26 protein-coding genes and 1 pseudogene are annotated in these 25,036 nt (G+C 56.0%); 13 read left to right on the forward strand and 14 right to left on the reverse strand.

What is annotated here, in order from left to right:
- Positions 1–6: 6 nt before the first annotated feature.
- Positions 7–1,071, reverse strand: a complete 1,065-nt coding sequence (locus R0140_RS14125) for a LacI family DNA-binding transcriptional regulator (RefSeq protein WP_012541786.1) — start codon at positions 1,069–1,071, stop codon at positions 7–9.
- A 196-nt stretch (positions 1,072–1,267) separates the two neighbouring features.
- Here R0140_RS14125 and R0140_RS14130 point away from each other — a divergent pair, with 196 nt between their 5' ends.
- Both R0140_RS14130 and R0140_RS14135 read left to right on the forward strand, forming a co-directional pair.
- Positions 1,268–4,375 carry a beta-galactosidase gene (locus R0140_RS14130; protein ID WP_317703820.1) on the forward strand — a complete coding sequence of 1,036 codons (3,108 nt, stop codon included), beginning with the start codon at positions 1,268–1,270 and terminating at the stop codon, positions 4,373–4,375.
- A gap of 54 nt (positions 4,376–4,429) precedes the next feature.
- Positions 4,430–5,695 (forward strand): MFS transporter, encoded by a 1,266-nt coding sequence (locus R0140_RS14135; protein ID WP_008804978.1) that lies wholly within the window; start codon positions 4,430–4,432, stop codon positions 5,693–5,695.
- Between the two features lie 30 nt (positions 5,696–5,725).
- On the opposite strand, the gene R0140_RS14140 is transcribed toward R0140_RS14135, so the two are convergent.
- Positions 5,726–6,814 carry an AAA family ATPase gene (locus tag R0140_RS14140; RefSeq protein ID WP_016160984.1) on the reverse strand — a complete coding sequence of 363 codons (1,089 nt, stop codon included), beginning with the start codon at positions 6,812–6,814 and terminating at the stop codon, positions 5,726–5,728.
- Between the two features lie 86 nt (positions 6,815–6,900).
- The gene (locus tag R0140_RS14145) at positions 6,901–7,161 is read right to left on the reverse strand and encodes a hypothetical protein (RefSeq protein ID WP_008804980.1); all 261 of its coding nucleotides are present in this window, start codon (positions 7,159–7,161) and stop codon (positions 6,901–6,903) included.
- A gap of 294 nt (positions 7,162–7,455) precedes the next feature.
- On the opposite strand from R0140_RS14145, the gene R0140_RS14150 reads away from it, so the two are divergent.
- Positions 7,456–8,316 (forward strand): class A beta-lactamase LEN-13, encoded by an 861-nt coding sequence (locus R0140_RS14150; RefSeq protein ID WP_012968280.1) that lies wholly within the window; start codon positions 7,456–7,458, stop codon positions 8,314–8,316.
- A gap of 17 nt (positions 8,317–8,333) precedes the next feature.
- On the opposite strand, the gene R0140_RS14155 is transcribed toward R0140_RS14150, so the two are convergent.
- The gene (locus R0140_RS14155; protein ID WP_008804982.1) at positions 8,334–9,095 is read right to left on the reverse strand and encodes a DeoR/GlpR family DNA-binding transcription regulator; all 762 of its coding nucleotides are present in this window, start codon (positions 9,093–9,095) and stop codon (positions 8,334–8,336) included.
- A 260-nt stretch (positions 9,096–9,355) separates the two neighbouring features.
- Here R0140_RS14155 and ltnD point away from each other — a divergent pair, with 260 nt between their 5' ends.
- From ltnD to R0140_RS14180, 5 genes are read left to right on the forward strand one after another with little or no spacing between them, the layout of a single operon-like run.
- The gene (ltnD, locus tag R0140_RS14160; protein WP_016160982.1) at positions 9,356–10,258 is read left to right on the forward strand and encodes an L-threonate dehydrogenase; all 903 of its coding nucleotides are present in this window, start codon (positions 9,356–9,358) and stop codon (positions 10,256–10,258) included.
- A gap of 11 nt (positions 10,259–10,269) precedes the next feature.
- Positions 10,270–11,535, forward strand: a complete 1,266-nt coding sequence (gene otnK, locus R0140_RS14165; RefSeq protein WP_023322572.1) for a 3-oxo-tetronate kinase — start codon at positions 10,270–10,272, stop codon at positions 11,533–11,535.
- On the forward strand, positions 11,528–12,148 hold the full coding sequence (locus R0140_RS14170) for a 3-oxo-tetronate 4-phosphate decarboxylase (protein ID WP_012541792.1): 621 nt from the start codon (positions 11,528–11,530) through the stop codon (positions 12,146–12,148). Before otnK ends, R0140_RS14170 begins: the two co-directional genes overlap by 8 nt.
- Before the next feature lie 4 nt (positions 12,149–12,152).
- Entirely contained in the window at positions 12,153–12,935 is a 783-nt protein-coding gene (locus R0140_RS14175; RefSeq protein ID WP_022065599.1) for an HPr family phosphocarrier protein, read from the forward strand.
- Positions 12,936–12,992: 57 nt separating this feature from the next.
- Complete coding sequence (locus tag R0140_RS14180; RefSeq protein WP_008804987.1) at positions 12,993–14,357, forward strand: GntP family transporter; 1,365 nt, start codon at positions 12,993–12,995, stop codon at positions 14,355–14,357.
- 48 nt (positions 14,358–14,405) lie between these two features.
- On the opposite strand, the gene R0140_RS14185 is transcribed toward R0140_RS14180, so the two are convergent.
- The gene (locus tag R0140_RS14185) at positions 14,406–15,305 is read right to left on the reverse strand and encodes a helix-turn-helix domain-containing protein (RefSeq protein WP_012541794.1); all 900 of its coding nucleotides are present in this window, start codon (positions 15,303–15,305) and stop codon (positions 14,406–14,408) included.
- Positions 15,306–15,615: 310 nt separating this feature from the next.
- Between R0140_RS14185 and kbvR the strand changes: the two genes are divergently transcribed.
- Positions 15,616–16,227, forward strand: a complete 612-nt coding sequence (gene kbvR / locus R0140_RS14190) for a LuxR family transcriptional regulator KbvR (protein WP_008804989.1) — start codon at positions 15,616–15,618, stop codon at positions 16,225–16,227.
- Positions 16,228–16,255: 28 nt separating this feature from the next.
- Here kbvR and R0140_RS14195 read toward each other — a convergent pair whose 3' ends face one another.
- The gene (locus tag R0140_RS14195) at positions 16,256–16,438 is read right to left on the reverse strand and encodes a small membrane protein (protein ID WP_071582828.1); all 183 of its coding nucleotides are present in this window, start codon (positions 16,436–16,438) and stop codon (positions 16,256–16,258) included.
- A 338-nt stretch (positions 16,439–16,776) separates the two neighbouring features.
- Here R0140_RS14195 and R0140_RS14200 point away from each other — a divergent pair, with 338 nt between their 5' ends.
- On the forward strand, positions 16,777–17,994 hold the full coding sequence (locus R0140_RS14200; protein WP_317703821.1) for a diguanylate phosphodiesterase: 1,218 nt from the start codon (positions 16,777–16,779) through the stop codon (positions 17,992–17,994).
- A 20-nt stretch (positions 17,995–18,014) separates the two neighbouring features.
- Here the strand turns inward: R0140_RS14200 and R0140_RS14205 are convergent, their stop codons facing one another.
- The 3 genes and pseudogenes from R0140_RS14205 to R0140_RS14215 form a co-directional block, all read right to left on the reverse strand.
- A complete protein-coding gene (locus R0140_RS14205; RefSeq protein ID WP_032739867.1) occupies positions 18,015–18,527 on the reverse strand; it encodes a 2-oxo-tetronate isomerase in 513 nt (170 codons plus the stop codon).
- Between the two features lie 167 nt (positions 18,528–18,694).
- Positions 18,695–19,168 (reverse strand): Hsp20 family protein, encoded by a 474-nt coding sequence (locus tag R0140_RS14210; RefSeq protein ID WP_032739866.1) that lies wholly within the window; start codon positions 19,166–19,168, stop codon positions 18,695–18,697.
- A gap of 453 nt (positions 19,169–19,621) precedes the next feature.
- Positions 19,622–19,714: pseudogene (locus R0140_RS14215) on the reverse strand (hypothetical protein); the annotation flags it as partial.
- Between R0140_RS14215 and R0140_RS14220 the strand changes: the two are divergent.
- Complete coding sequence (locus R0140_RS14220) at positions 19,674–19,769, forward strand: YnaM/YnfT family protein (protein WP_272481883.1); 96 nt, start codon at positions 19,674–19,676, stop codon at positions 19,767–19,769. The pseudogene R0140_RS14215 and the gene R0140_RS14220 sit on opposite strands and share 41 nt — an antisense overlap.
- Positions 19,770–20,197: 428 nt before the next feature.
- Positions 20,198–20,827, forward strand: coding sequence for a helix-turn-helix transcriptional regulator (locus tag R0140_RS14225; RefSeq protein ID WP_032739865.1), 630 nt, complete (start codon positions 20,198–20,200; stop codon positions 20,825–20,827).
- On the opposite strand, the gene R0140_RS27825 is transcribed toward R0140_RS14225, so the two are convergent.
- Together R0140_RS27825 and R0140_RS14230 are read right to left on the reverse strand one after the other, a co-directional pair.
- Complete coding sequence (locus tag R0140_RS27825) at positions 20,824–20,946, reverse strand: small membrane protein (RefSeq protein ID WP_012541799.1); 123 nt, start codon at positions 20,944–20,946, stop codon at positions 20,824–20,826. The genes R0140_RS14225 and R0140_RS27825 overlap by 4 nt on opposite strands.
- A gap of 349 nt (positions 20,947–21,295) precedes the next feature.
- Positions 21,296–21,841, reverse strand: coding sequence for a GNAT family N-acetyltransferase (locus R0140_RS14230; protein ID WP_012968290.1), 546 nt, complete (start codon positions 21,839–21,841; stop codon positions 21,296–21,298).
- A 219-nt stretch (positions 21,842–22,060) separates the two neighbouring features.
- Between R0140_RS14230 and R0140_RS14235 the strand changes: the two genes are divergently transcribed.
- Positions 22,061–22,954 carry a LysR family transcriptional regulator gene (locus R0140_RS14235; protein WP_317703822.1) on the forward strand — a complete coding sequence of 298 codons (894 nt, stop codon included), beginning with the start codon at positions 22,061–22,063 and terminating at the stop codon, positions 22,952–22,954.
- 10 nt (positions 22,955–22,964) lie between these two features.
- Here the strand turns inward: R0140_RS14235 and R0140_RS14240 are convergent, their stop codons facing one another.
- The 3 genes from R0140_RS14240 to R0140_RS14250 all read right to left on the reverse strand — a co-directional run bounded on the left by R0140_RS14240 (position 22,965) and on the right by R0140_RS14250 (position 25,021).
- Positions 22,965–23,552 carry a LysE family translocator gene (locus R0140_RS14240; protein WP_012968292.1) on the reverse strand — a complete coding sequence of 196 codons (588 nt, stop codon included), beginning with the start codon at positions 23,550–23,552 and terminating at the stop codon, positions 22,965–22,967.
- Between the two features lie 144 nt (positions 23,553–23,696).
- Positions 23,697–24,386: a VIT1/CCC1 transporter family protein gene (locus R0140_RS14245; protein ID WP_012541806.1), complete on the reverse strand. Its 690-nt coding sequence runs from the start codon at positions 24,384–24,386 to the stop codon at positions 23,697–23,699.
- Positions 24,387–24,439: 53 nt separating this feature from the next.
- The gene (locus R0140_RS14250) at positions 24,440–25,021 is read right to left on the reverse strand and encodes a cytochrome b/b6 domain-containing protein (protein ID WP_032740010.1); all 582 of its coding nucleotides are present in this window, start codon (positions 25,019–25,021) and stop codon (positions 24,440–24,442) included.
- Positions 25,022–25,036 lie beyond the last annotated feature (15 nt).

The following is a 25,036-nucleotide window of genomic DNA, read 5'->3' on the forward strand; positions in this document are numbered from 1 at the left end:
CCTGCGCTAAAGTTTTTCCACCAGCGCTTTCAGTTGCGCGAGGGTCTGCTGCTGATCCTCCGCAACGGCGGCGGGCCAGGCCGACTGGCGCACAATAAGCCGGGTCGGCAGCAGCTCGCGGATCCGCAGCTGCGGGGCCGCCATCAGGGCGATCAGCCGTTCCACCGCCCGCTTGCCCAGCAGATCGAAGTCCTGCGCCACCGTGGTGAGCGGCGGCTGGAAGTAGAGACTGTCGGCGGTGTCGTCATAGCCGGTCACCGATACCGCCCGGCTACCGCTGCGATTAAGCTGGGCGAGCGCGCTGAGCACGCCGAGCGCCATTTGATCGTTCGCCACCACAATCGCGCTGATCCGCGGCTGCAGATGCAGCAGCTCGAACGTTTTTTGCCAGCCGCTGGCGGCGCTCCAGTCGCCGAACACCGTTGTTGAGCGAGCGATATTCAGACTGTGCAGCGCCTCGCGCCAGCTGGCGAGGCGCAGACGGGCGGAAACCGAACTTTCCGGCCCCGCCAGCAGGCCGAATTCGCGATGCCCCAGCTCCCACAGGTGGCGTACGCAGGCTCCGCAGCCGTCGCGGTGGTCGAAGCGCACGCAGCAGACATCGGCCTCCGGGGAGACGTCAAGAAACAGGCAGGCCATATCCGGGTTCTCTTGCACCAGCCGCTCGGCGGTGGCGCTCTCCAGGGGCAGACTGACGATCACCCCGCGAATATGCTGGGCGCGTAGCTCATCCAGCCGCGCCTGCAGCGCGACAAAATCGGCCTGCGCCGGCATCGCTATCGCCACTTCCAGCTGATGCAGGCTGGCATGGCTTTTTATCGCGGCGGCGATCTGCGAGGGGGCATGCAGCGTCAGCGAGGCGGTAATTAACCCGATGGAGGGCGCCGCCTTGCCGGCAAGCAGCTGCGCCGAGCGGTTAGGCACGTAGTGCAGCGTCTGCATCGCGCGGATCACCTGCTCCCGGGTGCGGGCTGACACCACCTCAGGACGGTTCAGCACCCGGGAGACCGTCTGTTGGGAGACCCCCGCCGCGCGGGCGACATCCTCAAGGGTTGCGGTACGACGCGGCATCTTTTCTCCTCAGCGATAACAATGTCGTGCGCTAACATTTTATGTTTAACGCGCGACAAAAAATAGCGTTTTGCCCCCGCTTTCGTGATCGTCTGTTCATTTCATTTTCAGCGTGATTGCTGGAAAAAACAAATTACCCGATAACGTTAATCATCATGTTTAGCGAACGACATTTTCTGACTTACCGGGGATTAAAATGCAAATTAGCGATACCGGCCACAGCAACATGCCCAACTTTGACGCCGTCCTCGCCCGTGAAGACTGGCAGAACCAGACCATTACCCACCTTAACCGCCTGCCGGCGCATCCCGCTTTCGCCAGCTGGCGCGATGAGCTTGCCGCCCGGGATAACCATCTCTCCACACGCCGTCGTCAGCTGGACGGCGAGTGGCAGTTCGTTTATGCCCGCAGCCCGTTTGCCGTCGATGCGCAGTGGCTGACGCAGGATCTGCCGGACAGCCGCGGCACGCCAGTGCCTTCCAACTGGCAGATGGAGGGCTATGACGCGCCGATCTACACCAACGTCCGCTATCCCATCGATACCACGCCACCGCGGGTGCCGGAGGATAACCCGACCGGCTGTTATTCCCTGCACTTTACGGTTGAGGACACATGGCGCGAGAACGGGCAAACGCAGATTATTTTCGATGGCGTCAACTCGGCGTTTCATCTGTGGTGCAATGGCGTCTGGGTCGGCTATTCGCAGGACAGTCGCCTGCCGGCAGCGTTCGATCTCAGCCCCTTCCTGCGCCCGGGCGACAACCGCCTGTGCGTGATGGTCATGCGCTGGAGCGCCGGCAGCTGGCTGGAAGACCAGGATATGTGGCGGATGAGCGGCATTTTCCGCTCGGTGTGGCTGCTGAATAAGCCGCAGCAACGGCTATGCGACGTGCAGTTGACGCCAGCCCTCGACGCCCTCTACCGCGATGGCACTCTGCAGGTCCAGGCGACCGTCGAAGCGACAGAGGCGGCCCTTGCCGGGCTCAGCATCGGGGTTAGCCTGTGGCGTGGCGAGGAGCAGGTCGCCGCCGGGCGGCAGCCGTTAGGCACCCCGGCGGTGGATGAACGCGGCCACTACGCGGAACGGGTCGATTTTGCTCTGGCGGTGACGGCGCCGGCGCACTGGAGCGCGGAAACTCCAAACTGTTATCGCGCCGTGGTCACCCTGTGGCGCGGCGACGAACTGCTGGAGGCCGAAGCATGGGACATCGGTTTTCGCCGCATCGAGATTGTCGATGGCCTGCTGCGTCTTAACGGCAAACCGCTGCTGATCCGCGGCGTTAACCGCCATGAGCATCATCATTTGCGCGGTCAGGTGGTCACCGAGGCGGATATGGTGCAGGACATTCTGTTGATGAAGCAGAACAACTTTAACGCCGTGCGCTGCTCGCACTACCCCAACGCGCCGCGCTGGTATGAACTCTGCAACCGCTACGGTCTGTACGTGGTCGATGAAGCTAATATTGAAACCCACGGGATGGTGCCGATGAATCGGCTGTCCGACGATCCGGCGTGGCTGCCAGCCTTCAGCGCCCGCGTCACCCGGATGGTACAGAGCAACCGCAACCATCCGTGCATTATCATCTGGTCGCTGGGCAACGAGTCCGGCGGCGGCGGCAACCACGAAGCGCTGTACCACTGGCTGAAACGCAACGACCCGAGCCGTCCGGTGCAGTACGAGGGCGGCGGCGCGGATACCACCGCCACCGATATTATCTGTCCGATGTACGCCCGCGTCGAACGCGACCAGCCGATCCCGGCGGTACCGAAATGGGGGATCAAAAAATGGATCAGCCTGCCCGGCGAGCAGCGGCCGCTGATCCTTTGCGAATATGCCCACGCGATGGGCAACAGCCTCGGCAACTTCGCCGATTACTGGCAGGCCTTCCGCGAGTATCCGCGGTTGCAGGGCGGGTTTATCTGGGACTGGGCCGATCAGGCGATCCGCAAAATCTTTGACGACGGCAGCGTCGGCTGGGCCTATGGCGGCGACTTTGGCGATAAGCCTAACGATCGCCAGTTCTGTATGAATGGTCTGGTGTTTCCCGATCGCACGCCGCATCCGTCGCTGGTGGAGGCGAAGCACGCCCAGCAATATTTTCAGTTCACGCTGCTGTCGACCTCGCCGCTGCGGGTGCGCATCACCAGCGAATACCTGTTCCGTCCAACCGATAACGAAGTGGTGCGCTGGCAGGTGCAGTCGGCCGGTGAAACCCTGTATCACGGCAACCTGACCCTTGCGCTGCCCCCTGAGGGCAGCGACGAGATAACGCTGCTCGACAGCCTGATCCTGCCTGAAGGCGCCCGCGCGGTGTGGCTGACGCTGGAGGTGACCCAGCCCCGGGCGACCGACTGGTCAGAAGCGGATCACCGCGTCGCCTGGCAACAGTTTCCCCTGCCCGCCCCGCTGGCGCTGCCGGCGCCCACCGTGCCTGCCGGCGCTCCGGATCTTATCGTCAGCGACGAGGTCTGGCAGATCCGCGCCGGTTCGCAATGCTGGACCATCGATCGCCGGACGGGTCTGCTGAGCCGCTGGTCGGTTGGCGGTCAGGAGCAGCTGTTGACCCCCCTGCGTGACCAGTTTATTCGCGCGCCGCTCGACAACGACATCGGGGTCAGCGAAGTAGAGCGTATCGACCCCAACGCCTGGGTGGAGCGCTGGAAAAGCGCCGGCCTGTACGATCTTGAGGCGCACTGCGTCCAGTGCGACGCGCAGCGCCTGGCAAATGAAACCCTCGTCGACTGCCGCTGGCACTATCTGCGCGGCGAAGAGGTAGTGATTGTCAGCCACTGGCGCATGCACTTCACCGCGGACGGTACGCTGCGGCTGGCGGTGGACGGCGAACGGGCAGAAACCCTGCCGCCGCTGCCGCGGGTCGGGCTGCACTTCCAGGTGGCGGATCAGCAGGCGCCGGTGAGCTGGCTGGGGCTGGGGCCGCATGAGAACTACCCCGACCGGCGGAGCAGCGCCTGCTTCGCCCGCTGGGAGCAGCCGCTGACGGCGATGACGACGCCCTACATCTTCCCGACGGAAAACGGCCTGCGCTGCGATACCCAGGCGCTGGACTGGGGACGCTGGCACATCAGCGGGCATTTCCACTTCTCCGTTCAGCCGTGGAGCACCCGTCAGCTGATGGAGACCGACCACTGGCACAAGATGCAGGCCGAAGACGGCGTGTGGATCACCCTCGACGGCCTGCATATGGGGGTGGGAGGCGATGACTCCTGGACCCCCAGCGTGCTACCGCAGTGGCTCCTGAGCCAAACGCGCTGGCAGTACGAGGTCTCATTGCGTTGCCTTTAATCCGTGGGGGCGACAGCCCCCACCCTACAAACAGAATAACAAGGGATCATGGTGATGAAATTCTCTGAACTGGCGCCACGAGAACGGCATAATTTTGTCTATTTCCTGCTGTTCTTTTTCTTTTACTATTTCATTATGTCGGCCTACTTTCCATTTTTTCCGGTGTGGCTGGCGGACGTTAACCATTTAACCAAAACGGAAACCGGGATCGTTTTCTCGTCTATTTCGTTATTCGCGATTATTTTTCAGCCAGTGTTCGGCCTGATGTCGGATAAGCTCGGCCTGCGCAAACATCTGCTCTGGACTATTACGGTGCTGTTAATTCTGTTCGCACCGTTCTTTATTTTCGTTTTTTCACCGCTGCTGCAAATGAATATTATCGCCGGGGCGCTGGCGGGCGGGATCTATCTGGGGATTGTTTTCTCCAGCGGCTCCGGGGCGGTGGAAGCCTATATCGAGCGCGTCAGCCGGGCCAACCGCTTTGAATATGGCAAAGTGCGGGTCGCAGGCTGCGTCGGCTGGGCGCTGTGCGCCTCGATAACCGGCGTGCTGTTCGGCATCGATCCCAACATCACCTTCTGGATCGCCTCCGGTTTTGCGCTGGTGCTCGGTCTGCTGCTCTGGTTGTCGCGACCGGAAAGCAGCAACAGCGCCGAGGTTATCGAGGCGCTGGGCGCCAATCGCCAGGCCTTTTCGCTGCGCACGGCGGCAGAGCTGCTGCGTATGCCGCGCTTCTGGGGCTTTATCGTCTATGTGATCGGCGTCGCCAGCGTCTATGACGTGTTTGACCAGCAGTTCGCCAACTTTTTCAAAAGCTTTTTCGCCAGCCCGCAGCGCGGGACCGAAGTGTTTGGCTTTGTTACCACCGGCGGCGAGCTGCTCAACGCGCTAATTATGTTCTGCGCCCCGGCCATCGTTAACCGCATCGGCGCCAAAAACGCCCTGCTGACGGCGGGGATGATCATGTCGGTGCGTATTCTCGGGTCGTCTTTTGCCTCATCGGCGGTGGAGGTGGTGATCCTCAAGATGCTGCATATGTTTGAGATCCCCTTCCTGCTGGTCGGGACCTTTAAATATATCTCCTCCGCCTTTAACCCGCGGCTCTCGGCCACCCTGTTTCTGATCGGCTTTAACCTGTCGAAACAGCTTTCCGGGGTGGTGCTTTCCGCCTGGGTCGGCCGGATGTACGACACCGTCGGCTTCCATCAGGCTTATCTGATCCTCGGGTGTATCACCCTGAGCTTCACCCTGCTCTCGTTCTTTACCTTACGGGGCGGGAAAAATCTGCTGCCTGCAGCGGGGACGCAGACCCCCGCCTGACTCCGGCGCCCCCGTCAGGGACGACGGGATTCACTCGACAATCCGCGTCTCCCCGCCGCGATTCTCCAGGGCATAGCGCTGACAAGGCGCCCCGGCGGCAATCAGCTCCGCCAGCTCTGCCGAGTGGCTGGTCAGCCAGATCTGGCTGTAGCGCGAGGCCTCGATAATCAGCCGGGCCAGCGCGGGCAACATGTCGCGATGCAGGCTGTTCTCCGGTTCATTGATCGCCAGAAAGGCCGGCGGGCGCGGGCTGAGCAGCGCAACGGCGAGGCACAGAAAGCGCAGCGTACCGTCAGACATCTCCGCCGCCAGCAGCGGGCGGCGGATCCCCTCGCGACGCATTTTCAGGGCGAAACGTGACTGCTCGTTTTCACAGTAAAACTGGCAGCCAGGAAAGGCGTCGGCGAGGATCTCGTGCAAAATCTCTTCCGCGCCGATCTCGACAATGGTCTGAAAGGCGGGCGCCAGATTATGGCCATCGCTGTCGAGCACTGGCGAACGGTACCCCACGGCCGGCTGACGCAGCGGCGAATGGCGGCCGATAGCGAATTCATGATAAAACCGCCAGCGGCGCAGGGTTTCCCGCACCCGCGACACCTCGGGAAAACGATGCGGTTCGCCGAGCTGACCGAACACCGACTCGTTTTCATAGATGCTCTCAGTGAACGTACTTTTCTCCCCCGTCACATCGACGAGAAACGCCGCCTGATTCTTACGCTGCAGTACGCGGGAGGAAGGCCGGCGGGAGTAGCCGGCCAGCCAGATGTTCTCTTCTTTAACGATGGGATCGAGCATGAACTGCGTCGGATAGGGCAATTTTTCCGGGAAGCCTATCTGCAGCTCATAATCGAAGCTGTCGGTCCGGCAGGCGATTTGCAGACGGCGGGGATGACGATCAACGGGCGAACGCTCCCCGGACCACATCATATTCTCCAGACCGCCCTCTTCGCTGATAAACCCCGACAGCCTGCCGTCAGCGGCGGCGGTCAGCAGGTGGATGGCGTTATAAATATTGGATTTGCCGCAGCCGTTGGGGCCGAAGACAATGTTCAGCGGCCCGAGCTCCAGCGCGATATCCCTGACCGAGCGAAAGTTTTGAATACGGATGTACTGAATCATCATAGGTCCTGCCCTGGAAATAGAAGGCTGCCACAGTAGCAGAGCGGCGCCAGGGATACCCTCTCACGCCCTCATTCGGGCAGGGTTTAACAGAACATTTTTTTCATTCCACGGGTCAGGGCGACCCGCGTCAGCTTGTCGCTATCCTGATGGGCTTCACTGAAGACGCCAAAATAATAGCGTTCATCGTCAATGGTTTGACTGACAATACGATAGCTCAGCGGTTGCCCGGATGGGGCACCGTACTGAGCAGGCGTCACCGAGACCTCGGTCGCGTCATCGGCGACGCTGACCAACAGCCCGTCGGCCTTACCTCCCACCAGCATGACCTTAATTATCGGGTGCACCAGTTCCTCCCGGGATGGCGTATATCATTGGCGAACCGCGGAGTCCGGCGGGCATTGTCGTCAACAAACGGCGCCAGCCTGAGTGCGGCATTACGTACTTTCTTATAGTTCATCGCGGCCTTGAGTCAAAAAATAGCGTGCTGAGGCTGGGCTAAATATTGATTATTCGAAATAAAAGATGACAAATGATGAAGGAAAAAAGAGGAATTGTGAATCAGCAAAACGCCGGGTTATTCTTATTTGTCGCCCCTTTGCTCGCCCTTATCGGCCCTCACTCAAGGAAGTATTGCGGTTATGCGTTATGTTCGCCTGTGTGTTATCTCCCTGTTAGCCACCCTGCCACTGGCGGTAGACGCCGGTCCACAGCCGCTTGAGCAGATTAAACAAAGCGAAAGCCAGCTGTCGGGCCGCGTGGGGATGGTGGAAATGGATCTGGCCAGCGGCCGCACGCTGGCCGCCTGGCGCGCCGATGAACGCTTTCCCATGGTGAGCACCTTTAAAGTGCTGCTGTGCGGCGCGGTGCTGGCGCGGGTGGATGCCGGGCTCGAACAACTGGATCGGCGGATCCACTACCGCCAGCAGGATCTGGTGGACTACTCCCCGGTCAGCGAAAAACACCTTGTCGACGGGATGACGATCGGCGAACTCTGCGCCGCCGCCATCACCCTGAGCGATAACAGCGCTGGCAATCTGCTGCTGGCCACCGTCGGCGGCCCCGCGGGATTAACTGCCTTTCTGCGCCAGATCGGTGACAACGTCACCCGTCTTGACCGCTGGGAAACGGCACTGAATGAGGCGCTTCCCGGCGACGCGCGCGACACCACCACCCCGGCCAGCATGGCCGCCACGCTGCGCAAACTACTGACCGCGCAGCATCTGAGCGCCCGTTCGCAACAGCAACTCCTGCAGTGGATGGTGGACGATCGGGTTGCCGGCCCGCTGATCCGCGCCGTGCTGCCGCCGGGCTGGTTTATCGCCGACAAAACCGGGGCTGGCGAACGGGGTGCGCGCGGCATTGTCGCCCTGCTCGGCCCGGACGGCAAACCGGAGCGCATTGTGGTGCTCTATCTGCGGGATACCCCGGCGAGTATGGCCGAGCGTAATCAACATATCGCCGGGATCGGCGCAGCGCTGATCGAGCACTGGCAACGCTAACCCGGCGGTACCGTGCGTTAGCCGGCCCGCAGCACCTCGCAGGCGTGCCGGGCGATATGACTGGCGGCGGCATCGGACAGATGCCGATCGGTAATAATAGTGGTGAACCGGGTCAAGGGTAACGCCATAAAGGTGGCCACCTGATTGTATTTCGAACTGTCGCACAGCAGGATGCTTCTCGCGCTGACCTGGCTGACGGTCTCCTTGACGGTAACCTTGTTCTCATCAGGGGTGAAAATACCGCGGCTGTCCCAGCCGCTGGCGGAGATAAAGGCCGTATCGATAGCCAGGTGGCGTAACGTTCGCGCCGCCGATTCGCCCACGCAGGAGCGATTCTCCCGGCACAGCGTGCCGCCGGTGTGGATCACGCCGCACTGGCTGGCATCGATCAGCAGTTGGGTTATCTCAAAATCATTGGTCACCACCTGCAGATCATCCCGGTCGAGGATCGCCCGCGCCAGCGCCAGGGTAGTGGTCCCGGCATCGAGATAGATACAGCTGTTTTTGGCGATGTGACTCGCCGCCAGCGCGCCAATCGCCTGTTTCTCCTCGCTCTGCAGCGTGCTTTTCACCAGATGACTGGGTTCCGTGGCCAGCCGGCTGACGGCGCGCACGCCGCCTGAGACGCTGACCAGCAGCCCCTGTTCCTCCAGTTTACTGACGTCCCGACGGATGGTCATATGGGACACGCCGAGGATCTCCGTCAGCTCATTGATGCTTACCGCCCCACGCTGCTCCACCAGGGCTAAAATACGCTGATGTCGTTCTATTGGAATCACCGCTCTCCCCTTACCATTTTTTCACACCAGGCGTCACCACTCGGGCTGCGGACCTGGCGACACCCTGTGTTGTTATCGCGCTTTGCCGCTGTTTTTACGCTATTTTAGGGCAAGAATCGCCGTTGTGCAGCCTCTTTCCGCCTGTGAATTTTTTATATTCATGTAGGTTATTCGTGATAGCCCTCACATAAATTCACATTATAACGCTTTATTCTATCATTAAATCACATTAATTAACGAATATTCACAAGGAGACCATCATGGCTGCACACACTAACGTCTGCGTGATTGGACTGGGTTCAATGGGCATGGGCGCCGCCCGCGCCTGCCTGCAGGCGGGCCTGAACACCTGGGGCGTTGACATCAACCCCGACAACTGTCGCGCACTGCTGGCGGCGGGCGCCAAAGGCGCGGGCCCCAGCGCGGTGCCTTTCGCCGCTGACCTGGATGCGGTCGTCTTGCTGGTGGTCAATGCCGCCCAGGTGCGGGGGATCCTGTTCGGCGAAACCGGCCTCGCCGCCCATCTGAAGCCCGGCACCGTCGTGATGGTGTCGTCCACCATCGCCTCCGCCGATGCCCAGGCGATAGCCGTGGCGCTGGCGGAATACCAGCTATTGATGCTTGACGCGCCGGTATCGGGCGGCGCAGTGAAAGCGGCCGCTGGCGACATGACGGTGATGGCCTCCGGAAGCGATGCCGCCTTTGCCCGCCTCGCGCCGGTACTGGACGCCGTGGCCGGCAAAGTCTACCGCATCGGCAGCGACATCGGCCTTGGCTCGACGGTAAAGATTATTCATCAGCTGCTGGCTGGGGTGCATATCGCTGTTGCCGCCGAAGCGATGGCGCTTGCCGCCCGCGCCGGGATCCCGCTGGAGACGTTGTATGACGTGGTGACGCACGCGGCGGGTAATTCCTGGATGTTTGAGAATCGCATGCAGCACGTCCTGGATGGCGATTACTCGCCAAAATCCGCCGTCGATATTTTTGTCAAAGATCTCGGTCTGGTGAATGACACCGCCCGGGCGCTGACCTTCCCGCTGCCGCTCGCCACCACCGCGCTAAATATGTTCACCTCCGCCAGCAATGCCGGATTCGGCCGGGAAGATGACAGCGCGGTGATCAAGATTTTCAACGGCATCACCCTACCGGGCCACAAACAGTGAGGAGAGACAACATGCAGCTTGGTGTCATTGCCGATGACTTCACCGGCGCCACGGATATCGCCAGCTTCCTCGTGCGCAACGGCATGCCGACGGTGCAACTGAATGGCGTGCCGACCCGCGATCTTCCGCTGACCAGCGAGGCGGTGGTCATCAGCCTGAAAACCCGCTCCTGCCCGGCGGAAAGCGCCGTCAGCCAGTCGCTGGCCGCGCTGCGCTGGCTGCAGGCCCAGGGCTGTCAGCAATTCTACTTCAAGTACTGTTCCACGTTCGACAGCACTGCGGAGGGCAACATTGGCCCGGTGCTGGACGCCCTGCTGGCCGAGCTGGGTGAGACGCGGACGGTGATTTCCCCGGCGCTGCCGGTGAACGGCCGCACGGTCTATCAGGGGTATCTGTTTGTCGGCGAGCAACTGCTGAATGAGTCCGGGATGCGCCACCATCCGGTGACGCCGATGGAGGATGCGCACCTGGGCCGCTTGATTGAGCGCCAGGGGCGCGGAAAAGCCGCGCTGATTGCCTGGCCGATTGTCGCCCGGGGGCCCGAGGCGGTCGCCACCGCGCTGGCGACAATCAGCGATCCGGCGGTGCGCTATGTGGTGCTCGACGCCCTCAGTGAACAGGATTTGCTCACCCAGGGCGTGGCGCTGCGAGAGATGAAGCTGGTCTCCGGCGGTTCCGGTCTCGCCATCGGCCTCGCCCGCGACTGGGCGCAACGCCATGGCGCCAGGGGTGAAAGCGCTCAGGCGGGCATGCCGCTGGCCGGCCCGGCGGTGGTGCTCTCGGGCTCCTGCTCGGTGATGACCAACAGCCAGGTGGCGGCCTATCGTGAACAGGCCCCCGCCCGCGCCGTCGACTTAAGCGCCTGTTTTACCGATCTGGAGAGCTACGTCAGGACGCTGACTGACTGGGTGGACGCGCAGCGCGATGCGCCGCTGGCGCCGATGATCTATGCCACCACCGAGCCGCAAACGCTGCAGCGGATCCAGGCGCAGTATGGCGATAAGGCCAGCAGCGAACGGGTGGAACAGCTGTTTGCCGCCCTTGCCGCCGCCCTGAAGGCGAAAGGATTTACCCGGTTTATTGTGGCCGGAGGGGAAACATCGAGCATTGTGGCGCAGACGCTGGGGGTCGAGGCGTTCCATATTGGGCCGACCATCTCCCCCGGCGTGCCCTGGGTGCGTGACACCCGCCAGCCGCTCTCCCTGGCGCTGAAGTCAGGTAACTTCGGCGATATCCACTTCTTTGCCCGTGCCCAGCAGGAGTTTCGTCATGACTGAGCAACAGCTGCGAGATGAAATGGTGCAGATTGGCGCCTCGTTGTTTAGCCGCGGCTATGCCACCGGCTCCGCCGGCAATCTGTCGCTGCTGCTGCCGGACGGCAATCTGCTGGCGACGCCGACCGGCTCCTGCCTCGGCGAACTGCAGGCGCAGCGGTTGTCGGTGGTGACGCTGCAAGGTGAATGGATCTCCGGCGACAAACCGTCGAAAGAGGTCACTTTTCACCGGGCGGTCTATTTGCACAACCCGGCCTGCAAGGCGATCGTCCACTTGCACAGCCACTATCTGACCGCGCTCTCCTGCCTGCAGGGGCTCGATCCGCACAACTGTATTCGTCCCTTTACCCCCTATGTGGTGATGCGTGTCGGCGACGTCCCGGTGGTTCCCTACTACCGGCCGGGCGATGACCGTATTGCCCAGGCGCTGGCCGGTCTGGCGCCCCGCTATAACGCCTTTTTACTGGCCAACCACGGTCCGGTGGTCACCGGCTCATCGCTGCGCGAAGCCACCAACAATACCGAAGAGCTGGAAGAGACCGCGCGGCTGATATTTACCCTCGGCAACCGTGAGATCCGCTACCTGACCACTGACGAAGTGGATGAACTGAGATAAAACCATGCCAAAATTTGCTGCTAATTTAACCATGCTGTTTACCGAACTGCCGTTCCTGGACCGGTTCGCCGCCGCTGCCCGCGCGGGTTTTGAAGCCGTGGAGTTTCTGTTTCCCTATGAGTATGAGGCCGGAGAAATTAAACAGCGCCTGCAGGAGAACCAGCTGCAGCTGGTGCTGTTCAATACCCCACCCGGCGACGTCAACGCCGGAGAATGGGGGCTCGCCGCGGTGCCAGGCAGAAGCGCCGAGGCCCGCCAGCAGATCCAGCTGGCGCTGGAGTATGCCTGCCAGCTGGATTGCCCGCAGGTGCATATCATGGCCGGCGTGGTACAGCCGGGGATGGATCGCGCAGCCTGCGAGGCCGTGCTTATCGATAATCTGCGCTACGCGGCGGAGTGCTTTGCCCGCCACGACAAGCGGATACTCATCGAAGCGCTGAATCCCCAGACCAAACCGGGCTATCTCTACCACAGCCAATATCAAACGCTGGAGATGGTGAAACGGGTCGACAGGCCGAACGTCGCGGTGCAGTTAGATCTGTTTCACGCGCAGAAGGTGGACGGCAATTTAAGCCATCTCATTACCGAATATGCCGGCCAGTATCGCCATATTCAGATTGCCTCCCTGCCCGACCGTCATGAACCGGATGAGGGCGAAATAAACTATCCGTGGCTCTATGCGCTACTGGATAAAACCGGTTATGACGGCTGGATCGGCTGCGAATATATCCCCCGAGCAGACACGCTTTCCGGGCTGGGGTGGTTCTCGCCCTACCGGAAAAAATAAACACCGTTTTCTAAAAAAATAACTCTCTGTACACCTGTTAATACCCGAGGCAAACCTATGTCGACATCGGCGCTGTTACTTATTGCGTTAGCCAGCGTAGTGCTGTTGCTCCTGTTGGTGATCAAAGCGAAAGCGCATCCTTTTGTGGCGCTCCTGATCGTCAGCCTGCTGGTGGCATTCGCCACCGGCATTCCGGCAGATAAAATTATTACCACCATTGAAAAAGGCATGGGCGGCCTGCTTGGTCACATCGCCAGCATTATTATTCTGGGCTCAATGCTGGGGGTGCTGATTGAAATGTCCGGCGGCGCCGAATCGCTGGCGAAAACGTTGACCGGCGTACTGGGCGCAAAACGGACCATTGCCGCCTTAACCATCGTGGCTTTTATTCTCGGCACGCCGGTCTTTTTTGAAGTCGGCTTTATCATCATCATTCCGTTAATTTACGGCTTCAGCAAAGTCGCCCACGTGTCGCCGCTGAAGTTTGGCCTGCCGATGGCCGGAGTGATGTTAACCGTGCACGTCGCGCTGCCCACCCATCCTGGCGCAGCGGCCGCGGCAGGCATTCTGCATAGCGATGTGGGCTGGCTGATGCTGGCGGGGATTGGAGTATCGATAGTCGTTGGTATCGTGGGTTATTTTGTCGCCCGGTTTATCAATCGGCGCCATTATCATCTGTCGATTAACGTGCTGGAACAGCAGCAAACAGCTGAAGTGCCGGACCTCTCGGTTAACGCGCAGCAGACCCGTCTGCCGCCGCCGAATGCGCTGGTTATCGGTGGACTGATCGTGGTGCCCATTATGCTGATTGTTTCCGGGACGCTGTGTCAGGCACTGCTGCTGCCGGAAAACGCGGTTCGCCAGCTGATGACCGTCATTGGTACCCCACCGGTCGCCCTGTTGATCTCCCTGGGCCTGGCCAGCTGGACGCTGGGCATCCGTCGGCGGATGAGCCTGAAAAAGCTGGGCGAAGTCACCGGCAGCGCGATCCCCTCTTCGGCGGATGTGATCCTCGTCGCCGGCGCCGGCGGCGCCTTTGGCGGCGTACTGGTCGCCTCCGGCATCGGCAATGCCTTAGCCGAGGCGCTGGAGACAATTCATCTGCCGCTGATGCCCGCCGCCTTCCTGCTCTCGCTGGTACTCCGGGCCTCGCAGGGCTCGGCCACCGTGGCGATCCTCACCACCTCCGGTCTGCTGTCTCAGGCGGTCATCGGGCTGGATCCGATACAGCTGGTGCTGGTGACGCTGGCGACTTGCTTCGGCTCGCTCGGGTTATCGCACGTCAACGATGCCGGGTTCTGGGTCGTAACGCGCTATCTCGGGCTCTCGGTGCCGGACGGGTTAAAAACCTGGACCGTATTGACGACCATCATGGGGGTGACGGGCTTTCTGATCACCTGGCTGCTGTGGTTTGTGTTGTGATATTCGTGAAAGGTGGCCACCGGGCCACCTTTATTTGTCATCTGTCAGTTAGCCGGGCGCTGGCCGCGCTGTCACCTCACCAGACAGCGTCACCGGAATAAAATAGCGTACGCGATAGCGCCTTTCCGCCGCTGGCCCACCTTCCGTATGACGCTCGAGAAAGCATTCAATGTCGACCCCCTCCCGGCGGCTTGCTCCCAGCGCTGGCAGCAACTCCATATACAGATCGCTGGATAAACGGGCGTAACGCGCCCAACTGCCATAGAATTCAACGCCAACATACAGCCCAGGCCTTGTCGTCAACGTGCTGTTCGTCGTCAGCGCGGGCAGCGCCCCTCGCTCCCGATGACAACCGACAAAAGCGTTAACCTCGACGTTAAGCTCATTGTTTCTCGCCGCATAATAATCGGATAACACAGAGAGACGGCCACCGCCGGCGGTAAAAAAACGGTCAACCTTTTGTCTGACAGCCGTCTTCGACGTGCTTTGCAATACCATATCCGACAGGCGCAGCTCATACTTCATTGGAGAGCCACGATAGACCCTCTCGGGCAGTGAACAGAAACGGGCCTGAGGCAGGCTCTCACCCTCCGGGTCGAATTTCTTTAACAGCAAAGCCGTGTCCCAGTGCACGGCGCAACGGTATTCCCGTGGCGAGAGCGAGAAGCGCTTCTTAAACTCCCGGGAAAAAGTCTGCGGCGAGTCATAGCTTAACTGCCAGGCAATGGCGGCGATCGGTTGCCGTGTTAATCGCAGACTCACCGCCGCGATGGTCAACCGCCGCAGCCGGATATACTGCCCAATGGGTAACTGACCATACTGATAAAACACCTCATAGACAAACCGGCGCGAATACCCCATATACTGCGCCAGGTCATCGATAGACGGGTTACAGTAGATATTATCTTCCAGCCACGCCAGCATTTTTAAATAGAGCATCTGCTTCATAGATACCGCATACTTCCTGTAGTCTTCTCCTCCTCTAATTTTAACAACAGGCGGCGGACAGCACTAAGCTTTTTATGCACGGCAAAAATAAAAAAATAATTATCAGTGAAAAACCCTAACAGACATATGATTAACGTTTTGTTTATTAGGAACTTTCGTATGCTCATCTGCCGTTATCCCACTTTCTCCAGCGAATATTGCATTAGTGTAAAACATCCCTTAGATTATCTCGTCTAAAAAAATTCAGCGCATTGCCATTATATGTTTTAATTTATCCTGATATCATTTTAATACCCAACAGGGAAGTTATATGACGAATTTTTTGTTCAATATAAAAAATCACTATCTGCGGGTCGCGATTGCCGAACTGGTCAATGAAACGATGCAGGCGTGCGAGCGATCGCATTATCAGTTTTCTCAGCAATGGAAGCCGGCGTCGATTGCACAAGCCGATGTCATATTCACGGAAATGGTGGCGGGAGAATGGTACTTATGCCATGAACTTTTACAGCACGCTACAGAGAATTATCAACTTTTTATTTTCCTGAATGATGAAGAGGTTACCGTCATCGATCACTTACCCAACTGTTTTAAGCATGCGGTATTTATACACCCGCATACCGCCGTTCATCTTCTTAAGGAGGTGATAGGTCATGCAATTCAACGCCCCTTAACGGAACAGCATGGCTCTCCCTTTAATCGTCTGCGTCGCTGCATAAATTGTCCCTGTAAGTCATTGAGCGACGCGCAAACCAAAGTCATCTACGCGTTCAGCATTGGCCTGAGTCCGCATGAAGTTGCCACTGTACTAAAAATTAGTCACAAAACGATCCATTCGCATAAAAAGAACATTATGAATAAGTTCCATTTAAAGAGTCGTCAGCAATTCAACAATCTTGTCCAGATACTCGCCAGACGTTAACCTCGTAAAATATTATTATGCTAACTCATTATCTTCTGGAACGGAAGACATAACGTCTTTTACGCCTCTCTTTAATATAGGAAATACCGCTCCACAAAGAAATAATGGGGCAAAAAACCAAACATAAAACAATAAGCAAATCACCCATGACAACCTCGAAAAATAAAAAGAATTTGATTGGCATAGATAATATTGACCTCATATTATCCATGCAAGCTCATTTCTTTTTTTCCAGAACACGTCATAGCGTGGTAGGATAATTCCTGACAGCCATTATTTAATCGCTAAGTTCAGTCTCCGCCCCCGAGTTTTAGAAGAAATGTATGGCCTGTTATTGTCTTTTAGCAACGATATTGAGAAAAAGATAGCTAAACATCCGATTCCCTGTAGAGTGAAAGGAATCACCATGTGAATATCCCGTTCCGCGTAGCGGACATCACGGTTGGTTGAATGTCAGAAAAGCGGGCTTCCTCCTTGTGGACAAAGCCAAACCTCCCTTTTTACGCTCTGTACAGGCCATCGCGCTCTGCCACAGCGAACGGAACGACTATGCTAACCACCCTGATTTACCGCAGCCAGGTTGATCCAGCCCGGCCACTGACCGATCTTGACGCCCTTATTCATCGCGCCAGCGGAAAAAATATGCCCCTCGGGATAACCGGCATTCTGCTGTTTAATGGTCAGCAGTTTTTCCAGGTACTGGAAGGAAATGAGGAGATCCTCGAGTCGTTATTCAGCAAAATACAATTCGACCCACGACATCGCGATGTGGTGGAGCTGATGCGCGACTACTCGGCCTATCGCCGTTTTCGGGACGTCGGTATGCGGATGTTGGATCTCCGCTATCATGAGAATGATGCTGCGGTAGAAGAGATCCTGCGCTTCAGCACCTTTGGTGAAACTGAGCCGATCAATGACCGCATGTTCAGACTGATTAGCGCCTTTATCGCCGACGGCGGGCGCTATTGCCTGCCCGAGTCTCTGCAGCCTTCTCGCTGGTCGATGACTCCCGCAGTGGGCAATGCCTCGCCGCGCAACCTGACGGATCAGCCCTGCCAGTTCGCCCTGCAGGCCATCGTCCAGCCGGCCAAAAGGCGGGTCTCTTCCTTTGAAGCCCTGATCCGCAGCCCAACCGGCGGCTCACCCGTGGAAATGTTTGCCGCCATTGCGGCGGAAGATCGCTACCGTTTCGACCTTGAGAGCAAAGCGTTTGCCTTCTCTCTCGCCGCCCGCCTTCCGCTCGGCAAACAGCAACTGGCGGTCAACCTGCTGCCAGGCTCGCTGTATAACCATCCTGACGCCGTAGGCTGGCTGATGGACAACCTGCTGGCGGCAGGTCTCAGGCCAGAACAGGTCTTGATCGAGGTGACTGAGACGGAGGTTATCTCCTGTTTCGACCAGTTCCGCAAAGTACTCAAAGCGCTGCGCGTGGCCGGCATGAAACTGGCCATCGACGATTTTGGCGCCGGTTACTCCGGTCTGTCGCTCCTGACCCGCTTTCAGCCTGATAAAATCAAAGTGGATGCGGAGCTGGTGCGCGATATTCATATTAGCGGCACCAAACAGGCGATTGTCGCCTCGGTCGTGCGCTGCTGTGAAGATCTCGGCATCACCGTGGTCGCCGAGGGCGTCGAAACCATTGAGGAGTGGTGCTGGCTGCAGTCGGTAGGCATTCGCCTGTTTCAGGGATTTCTCTTTTCCCGACCCTGCCTTAACGGCATCGGGGAGATCTGCTGGCCGGTAGCGCGCCAGGCAACGGACCTGTAAGGACGCGCACCCGGGCATCGTCATTGCCAGTGGGCAAGCTTTTCGCTCAGTGCCGCCAGGGCATATCGTACCGCTTTCGCCACCACGGTCTCACAGTCGCCGGCAAAGCACATCCGTTTGGTTTCAGTCTGGCCGCGAAAATTCCAGGCAAACCATACCGTGCCGGCGGGGGTACCATCTTCCCCGCCCTCCGGTCCCGCGTAGCCGCTGATGGCGATGGCGATATCGGCGTCAGCCATTGCCAGAATACCGGCCGACATCTCCTGGACGCACGCTTCGCTGACGGCGCTGTGTACCGCCAGGGTTTCCGCACGAACCTGCAGCACGTTTCGTTTGGCTTCATCGCTGAAAGTGACGACGCCGGTATCATAAAACGCCGCGGTATCCGCCTGAGCACAGAGCGCCGCCGCCAGATTGCCCCCGGTGCAGGACTCTGCCGTGGTTAGCCGCCAGCCCCGAGCAACCAGCATCTGAGCCACTTCCGCCGTTAGCGCTGAGGTCGGTTTTGCATCGTAACTCATCTCGTCTGTCATTCAGACCCCTCACAAAATATCAAAGGAATAACAGCAGCATCGCGCCAGTTAAAAGAATAGCATATCGATTTCTCTCGTCGGCAGTAGACCGATCGCGTCAGTTCGGGTGGAAAAATAAAGGCCCGCTGCGCGGGCCTTAGCGAATACTCGTCTGAACTGTCGCCGAATCAGACCTTGTGTTCAATCACCCGGCCGTGACTCTCAATGGCAATTTTGCGCGGTTTTTCGCTTTCCGGGATCTCATGATGGATAGTCACCTTTAAGATCCCACTATCCAGCTGTGCCTGATTAATCTGGGCATGTTCAGGAAGCGAGAAACTCAGCTGGAAATCAGCGCGGCGGATGCCTTTATATATCCAGCGCTGGCTACCGTCGGTCCCGGAATCAGTTTCTCCACGTTTGCCGGTAATATGCAGATTACCGCCGACTGTCTCTATTTCCAGTTCCTCATCTTTCCAGCCGGGCACGCTGACGCTGAGCAGGAAATTACTTTCATCTATTTTCTGCAAATCATAGGCCGGCAAGGCGCCCACCGGCGTATCGCCAGTTAACTGGCTGAAAAGACGGTCAATGCGGTTGAAACGATCGGCAAAAAGAGAATCAGCGAAAACAGGGAGTGCTGACAAGGTTTTGAGTGCCATAATTAACCTCCTGAATATCCATTCAAAAGCTCAACATAAAGGCAAGCATTGCTTGTCCGCTATATAAAATAATATCTGCAGTGCATTTTTCAAGAGCGAAAATAAAATTTTTTATCACTCGCCACAGGAAAAAATAACCAGGCCGGGTGGCAGAATGACCCCCGCCCGACGGCGGGGGCAGTGGCGCTTCTGAGTCCCATAACTGATGCTGTTTAACATTCAATAAACAGAAGCGACATGTATATATAACTTGTTCAAAGGGATGTCAACGCCCGGACCGTGCCACCACCCCCACCGTCCGTTTTGCCCTTTACGACTGCAGTGATAAGCGCGTTCCTCACCAGCGGCTCGCTCCGCCGCCCGAGGCGCGCTGACAAGCCATTACCTTGCTGGCATCAGCCGGCAAACCCTGACGGAAAAATAGTCAGCCCTGCAAGGAACCTTTCTCGCCGTCCCGTGCCTAATAACCTGCATACGCACTTTCTGAGGCACCACCATGACCGGTATTTTTATCTCCACCACCCTGTTCGCCCTCTTCGCGTCGATGTTGCTCGGCCTGGGGATGGTCTGGAAAGGCATTTCCAACAACCCCGATAACTGATTCTTTTGTACGCCGTTGCTGTTCACCCTCCGCAGCGGCGGGACTATACCTCGCTCCCTTTTTGTCAAAGACAACTCCTGGCTTCGCTCAGGCGCGATCTCATCGAGGATCCGCGCCTGCACAACGTATTTTTGAAATAGCAATTCACACAGTGAATAAATTACTTTGATTAATATATTTGAGACCAGAATTAACGCATGCAATATAAGCAATTTAAGCAGTTTGTGCCAAATTGCCGACAACTTCTATGCGACTCATATACGTAACTCACTGATTTTAAAAATCTTATATCATCCGCACAGCAATAAGTCCAATTTTGGACTTATTGCTTTTGTTTGTTATTAGAAATATCCTAAGCCCATATTCGCAAAACAAATTTGCTTCAAAGAATTTTATCAACCTTAATCCATTTCGCGTTCATCATCACTATGCCTGATTTTTTAATTAACACTGAAAATATTTATCTGAAACGGGGAATTTGCGAGCTACTGATCGAGATCGCAATCGAAGAAAATATCTGTACGCCCTTTTCCCTTCACGAATATTCATCTGACATCATTAGCCAGACTGATGTGCTTTTTACGGAAATGGAAACCGGTGAACATTACCTGTGTCACCCGTACTTCAAGAAGATACCGCAACAGACGCCTGTCTTTGTTTTTGTCCCCAGCGACAGCTGTGCCCGGGTTGACCGTTTGCCGCTTTGTCTGCGTGATGCCTGTTTTATCAGTATCAACGCCAATCTCCGCAGCATTAAAAAGCAAATTGCAAACCGTCTGACGGCATTAAGTAAACCCGTCGCTGGGGGGGCGGAAAAAGACAGCAGACGCTGCCTTAAATGCCCGCGACTAACATTGACCAAATCGCAGCTTTATATTATCGATGCGATAAAAACGGGAATGAACAATCAACAGATAGCGCAAGAGCTGGGCATCAGCCATAAGACGGTTTTTTCACACAAAATAAACATCATGAAAAAATTCCAGATTGATACTAAGCAAGAGCTGGCGCGATTCTCGGCCATCGCCCTTGCGCTATCCTCAATAGCAACCCATTAACGCCGGGTTTTGTTAAAACGCATCTTAAGCTTCCTTCTGTCTTTAACATATGACAGACCACAAAATAATGATGTTAACAATAACACCACCGCCAGGGCTAATAGCAGAAAATTACTCATACACGACCTTTTCAGAGATAAAGATGATTATCAAATAATACGGGGTATAAGTTTTCAAAAACAACTATCCCTCAGCCATTTCAGATTAAGGTAAGACCTTGTGCGATAATTCTGAAAATGAATAAAGCTGAAGAAATTATTTTTATTATTACGCGCGCATTTAGCTAATAAAAAGCACATCGCTGCACGGGGTAAAGCAGGCATGACGCGCAGCGGTTACTCCCATAATACCAGTATAAAATTGGGGGCGGATGTCTAAGAGTATCTTCGTGGGCATGCCAGCAGGTTTTGCCGGAAAGATCGCCCAAGGCGACCGAGTCATTACCCGTCGCCAGGGTTAACCTAAACGTTATGTACAGCCACTGATCTGGCTTAACCACTCGTTTAACGTCAATGAATAAAGCAGGCTCGGCGGCGCATCTTTTACATCAGCAATATCGTTAATGTACCTCATCCCGGCTTTCTCGAGAACTTTCTGCGAAGCCAGATGGTTAGCCCGGACAACCGCTGACATCTCCGCAAGTTTAAGCACCTCGAAGCCATATCTCATCGCGCCAATCGCAAACTCGGTGGCCAGGCCTTTTCCCCATGCCTCAGTAGAAAACCGATATCCAAGATTGTTAATGGTGACATCGTTATAACTGCGTAGACTGACGCCACCAAAGCCAATGATGTGTTCAGGGGTATTGCGCATTGATATTGCCCAGTTTCCGAATCCGTGCGTTTGCCAGTGCGCGAGCCAGCGCCGCAGGACGACTTCCGCATAGTCTATATTCGGGTACGGTCCTGCGGGGTTGAAGGTATTGGTCGCGGGATCGCCATAAATTCGGTACAGATCGTCGACATCGGAAGCCATGACCGGGCGAAGATGCAAACGATGGGTATCAATGTGCAAACTTACCTCCTGACGGGGAATATTACCGATGATGCTTCGAGGATTTCTGCCTGCCCATTGAAGCACAAATCTCCATACCGGGGAACCGGTTAGCCAGCGTTGAGAAGCATTTGAAAAATTATGCTGCCGATGATGAAAATAGGATATGTTAATTCTATGATGGATTAACGCTTTTGCTGGCTCCAGGCCCAGCATTACTGAGTGAACACAGGACTGTAAATGATCGATGACATCCGCTACCTGATAGTATTTGCCAAAATTGTAGAACGAGGTTCTATCTCAGGTGGCGCCGCAGCGTTAGGCCTGACGACCGCAACAGCAAGCACACATTTATCCAGACTTGAGAAAAACCTCAATAGCGCCTTGCTGTACAGAAATACGCGGAAAATTTCTCTAACCCAGGATGGCATCAGTTTGCTGGAGACCGCCAGATCGATGCTGGAGCTGTATGAAAAGGGCTTCATTGAATTTAAACAACGCTCTATCTCTACCGTCGGCAAGCTGCGCATTTCCCTCCCTGCTGTTTTTTTAAACGGTCCATTCACCCGCCATCTGGCGAATTTTATCAAAGAAAACCCGGATATTTTCCTGAGTATTTCTTATAGTGATCTGCGCGAGGACATCATCGCCGATAGCATTGATGTCGCCTTCCGTATTGGCGAACTCCCGGACAGTTCACTCAAAGCAAGACACCTATTTGTTCTACCACGACAACTGGTGGCGTCTAAGGACTTGCTCATGCAGCACCACCCCATTAAGCATCCCGTTGAGCTGGGATCCCTGCCGTGGATTGGGTTAACAATGAGAGAGAACATTCGAGAGTTCAGGCATAAAAATGGCGAACTGGCGGTCATTAAATATGCTCCTATGGTATGCGTTGATAACATTGAAGCTGCCTATGTCCTTGCCAAACAGAACATAGGGCTTGCCGTACCTCCCCGTTTCCTCTGCGAAAATGATGTTAAACTCGGGGAGATGCATGAAGTACTTCCTGACTGGTCATTAGAGCCGCTAAAAGTTTATGCCATTTGGCCCGCCAATATATCAACCAGCAGCGCCGCCTATAAACTAATTAATTACATTTATAACGCTATGGAACAACATAAGCTTTGAACAGCTAAAATCATTGTGGGTAAAGCATATAACATGCGATAACGCATAAAAACCCGCCCATCAATAAATTAAAGATACGCATTTGTGCCCTTCCCTGAAGAAATGTTGACATTTTATCACCGAATATTGCCCAAATTGATAATGAGATATAACAGATAAAAAAGTAAATAATAATGAATAGTATTAGGGGCAGACTGGTTGATGGCTCAGAAAACAAGGTAGTTCCAGAGGTACAGGCAGCCCAGGCTTTTGGGTTGAACCATTGCATTAACACTCCCTGAACAAATCCGGGTGCATTTCCCTTTTTTAATGACCAATCAGGTTGCGATGTGGCAATTTTATAGCCCTGATACAGTATAAAAATCGAGCCGAGAACATTCAGGTATTTAAAAAATGATGGGTGCGAGGCAATGACTGTGTATAACCCAAAACTAACAAAGATAAGCAACAGGGTGAAACCCAGAGTCGCACCGGATACGAAGGCGAATGTTTTTCTAAAGCCATGCATAACACCTGAAGAGATAATGACCATATTGACTGGCCCGGGCGAAAACGACAGAGCCAGAGAATACAGAAACATAGTAGCCATCAAAACCATTTTTTCGTCCACGTTGCCAATGAAAGATATCGTTGTAGCGAGATTTATATAACAAGTTATTTCGCTATATTTAAAGACTACCCCGATATGGACGTTAGATTAAATAGCTCATTCTCTAAAGGTGTGTTTGATAATTTAGCAATTTTACAGCAGTACCTGCCCGGCTATGCGCCCAATCCCCATCGAAAAAAGCATGGCCAGCGTGCTCCAGAACGTAATTCTGCTGATAGCTCTGACAGGCGGTGCGTTACTCACCACGGAAGAGAAATAGCCAAGAGCAGCCAGTGAACAGAGAGTGGATAGGAAAATCGCGATAACAGTCAGTTTTGCTGGCGATAGCACTGCAACGATCAAGGGTAACCCCGCCCCGGCTGAAAAACTCACGGCCGAAAAAATGGCCGCCTGCAAAGGTCGCGCAGAATGAGTATCCGTTAATCCCAACTCTTCGCGGGCATGAGCCTCCAGGGCGTCTTTGGCCATGAGCTGCTCTGCAACCTGGCGGGCAAGCGCAGGCTCCACTCCGCGTTGGATATAAAGAGACGTCAGCTCCCGAACCTCTCCCTGATAATCTGCGTCCAGCTCACTTTTTTCCTCGGCAAGCGCGGCGGTTTCCGTATCCGCCTGGGATGATACCGAAACATATTCCCCTGTTGCCATCGACATGGCTCCCGCAACCAGCCCGGCGACACCGGCCAGCAACACGCCCGAAGGGCTGGTATTTGCAGACGCCACGCCGAGCACCAGGCTGGCGGTAGAGACAATCCCGTCATTCGCCCCGAGGACCGCCGCCCTTAACCAACCGACGCTTTCAATGCTGTGTCGTTCAAGATGCATGCCTTTTACCTTTTAATACGCATCCTCATCGGGATTAGCGAGAGAGCACAACCTTATCCAATAACGGGATGTTTCTTTTGACTGCGAAAGGTGAGGAAGATATGCAGCAACCCCATCGCACCATGCGCCCAGAAATAGGTTTCAATGAACACCGTCAGAAATTTATGCAAATGCAGGACCGCTTCTGCCAGCGCCGTTGACGTCCCTGGCGCGGTGTCCAGTACAAACCAGAGCCCTCCACAGAGTGCGACCGCCAACAAAGCAAGTACGCCAAGCCCCTGGATCATCGCCGCTATGCCACCGGCATGTGCTTCAGGAAGACGAAATGTCATTAGCATTTTAATGTCTTCAACTACACCGCGAAAATCAAGGGACGACCAGGCAAAATAGTAACGAAACCCACATTGTTTAAGCATCCATACCAGCATCACTACACCAAGAACCATCAGCGCGAATCCAGAGATAACATGGAACCATGTCACGACTCCGATCAGAGTTACGTCGCGAAGCGCCTCACTTTCGGTGAGATTAGAGCTAATGATCTGCAGCAGAATCAGGGTGGCGACAATAATATGCAGCATGCGGAAAAAAGGGGTGTCTTTGTGCGGAAGCGCATTGCGAAGTTGTTCGTTCATCATTTGGCCATTTTA

The organism is Klebsiella sp. w6, from assembly GCF_033100215.1.
GTDB lineage: Bacteria > Pseudomonadota > Gammaproteobacteria > Enterobacterales > Enterobacteriaceae > Klebsiella > Klebsiella variicola.

Bases quoted from the DNA above. Each gene is read 5' to 3' on its own strand.
- R0140_RS14125 (WP_012541786.1), bottom strand. From the start codon at position 1,071: ATGCCGCGTCGTACCGCAACCCTTGAGGATGTCGCCCGCGCGGCGGGG.
- R0140_RS14130 (WP_317703820.1), top strand. From the start codon at position 1,268: ATGCAAATTAGCGATACCGGCCACAGCAACATGCCCAACTTTGACGCC.
- R0140_RS14135 (WP_008804978.1), top strand. From the start codon at position 4,430: ATGAAATTCTCTGAACTGGCGCCACGAGAACGGCATAATTTTGTCTAT.
- R0140_RS14140 (WP_016160984.1), bottom strand. From the start codon at position 6,814: ATGATTCAGTACATCCGTATTCAAAACTTTCGCTCGGTCAGGGATATC.
- R0140_RS14150 (WP_012968280.1), top strand. From the start codon at position 7,456: ATGCGTTATGTTCGCCTGTGTGTTATCTCCCTGTTAGCCACCCTGCCA.
- ltnD (WP_016160982.1), top strand. From the start codon at position 9,356: ATGGCTGCACACACTAACGTCTGCGTGATTGGACTGGGTTCAATGGGC.
- otnK (WP_023322572.1), top strand. From the start codon at position 10,270: ATGCAGCTTGGTGTCATTGCCGATGACTTCACCGGCGCCACGGATATC.
- R0140_RS14170 (WP_012541792.1), top strand. From the start codon at position 11,528: ATGACTGAGCAACAGCTGCGAGATGAAATGGTGCAGATTGGCGCCTCG.
- R0140_RS14175 (WP_022065599.1), top strand. From the start codon at position 12,153: ATGCCAAAATTTGCTGCTAATTTAACCATGCTGTTTACCGAACTGCCG.
- R0140_RS14180 (WP_008804987.1), top strand. From the start codon at position 12,993: ATGTCGACATCGGCGCTGTTACTTATTGCGTTAGCCAGCGTAGTGCTG.
- R0140_RS14185 (WP_012541794.1), bottom strand. From the start codon at position 15,305: ATGAAGCAGATGCTCTATTTAAAAATGCTGGCGTGGCTGGAAGATAAT.
- kbvR (WP_008804989.1), top strand. From the start codon at position 15,616: ATGACGAATTTTTTGTTCAATATAAAAAATCACTATCTGCGGGTCGCG.
- R0140_RS14195 (WP_071582828.1), bottom strand. From the start codon at position 16,438: ATGGATAATATGAGGTCAATATTATCTATGCCAATCAAATTCTTTTTA.
- R0140_RS14200 (WP_317703821.1), top strand. From the start codon at position 16,777: ATGCTAACCACCCTGATTTACCGCAGCCAGGTTGATCCAGCCCGGCCA.
- R0140_RS14205 (WP_032739867.1), bottom strand. From the start codon at position 18,527: ATGACAGACGAGATGAGTTACGATGCAAAACCGACCTCAGCGCTAACG.
- R0140_RS14210 (WP_032739866.1), bottom strand. From the start codon at position 19,168: ATGGCACTCAAAACCTTGTCAGCACTCCCTGTTTTCGCTGATTCTCTT.
- R0140_RS14225 (WP_032739865.1), top strand. From the start codon at position 20,198: ATGCCTGATTTTTTAATTAACACTGAAAATATTTATCTGAAACGGGGA.
- R0140_RS27825 (WP_012541799.1), bottom strand. From the start codon at position 20,946: ATGAGTAATTTTCTGCTATTAGCCCTGGCGGTGGTGTTATTGTTAACA.
- R0140_RS14235 (WP_317703822.1), top strand. From the start codon at position 22,061: ATGATCGATGACATCCGCTACCTGATAGTATTTGCCAAAATTGTAGAA.
- R0140_RS14240 (WP_012968292.1), bottom strand. From the start codon at position 23,552: ATGGTTTTGATGGCTACTATGTTTCTGTATTCTCTGGCTCTGTCGTTT.
- R0140_RS14245 (WP_012541806.1), bottom strand. From the start codon at position 24,386: ATGCATCTTGAACGACACAGCATTGAAAGCGTCGGTTGGTTAAGGGCG.
- R0140_RS14250 (WP_032740010.1), bottom strand. From the start codon at position 25,021: ATGAACGAACAACTTCGCAATGCGCTTCCGCACAAAGACACCCCTTTT.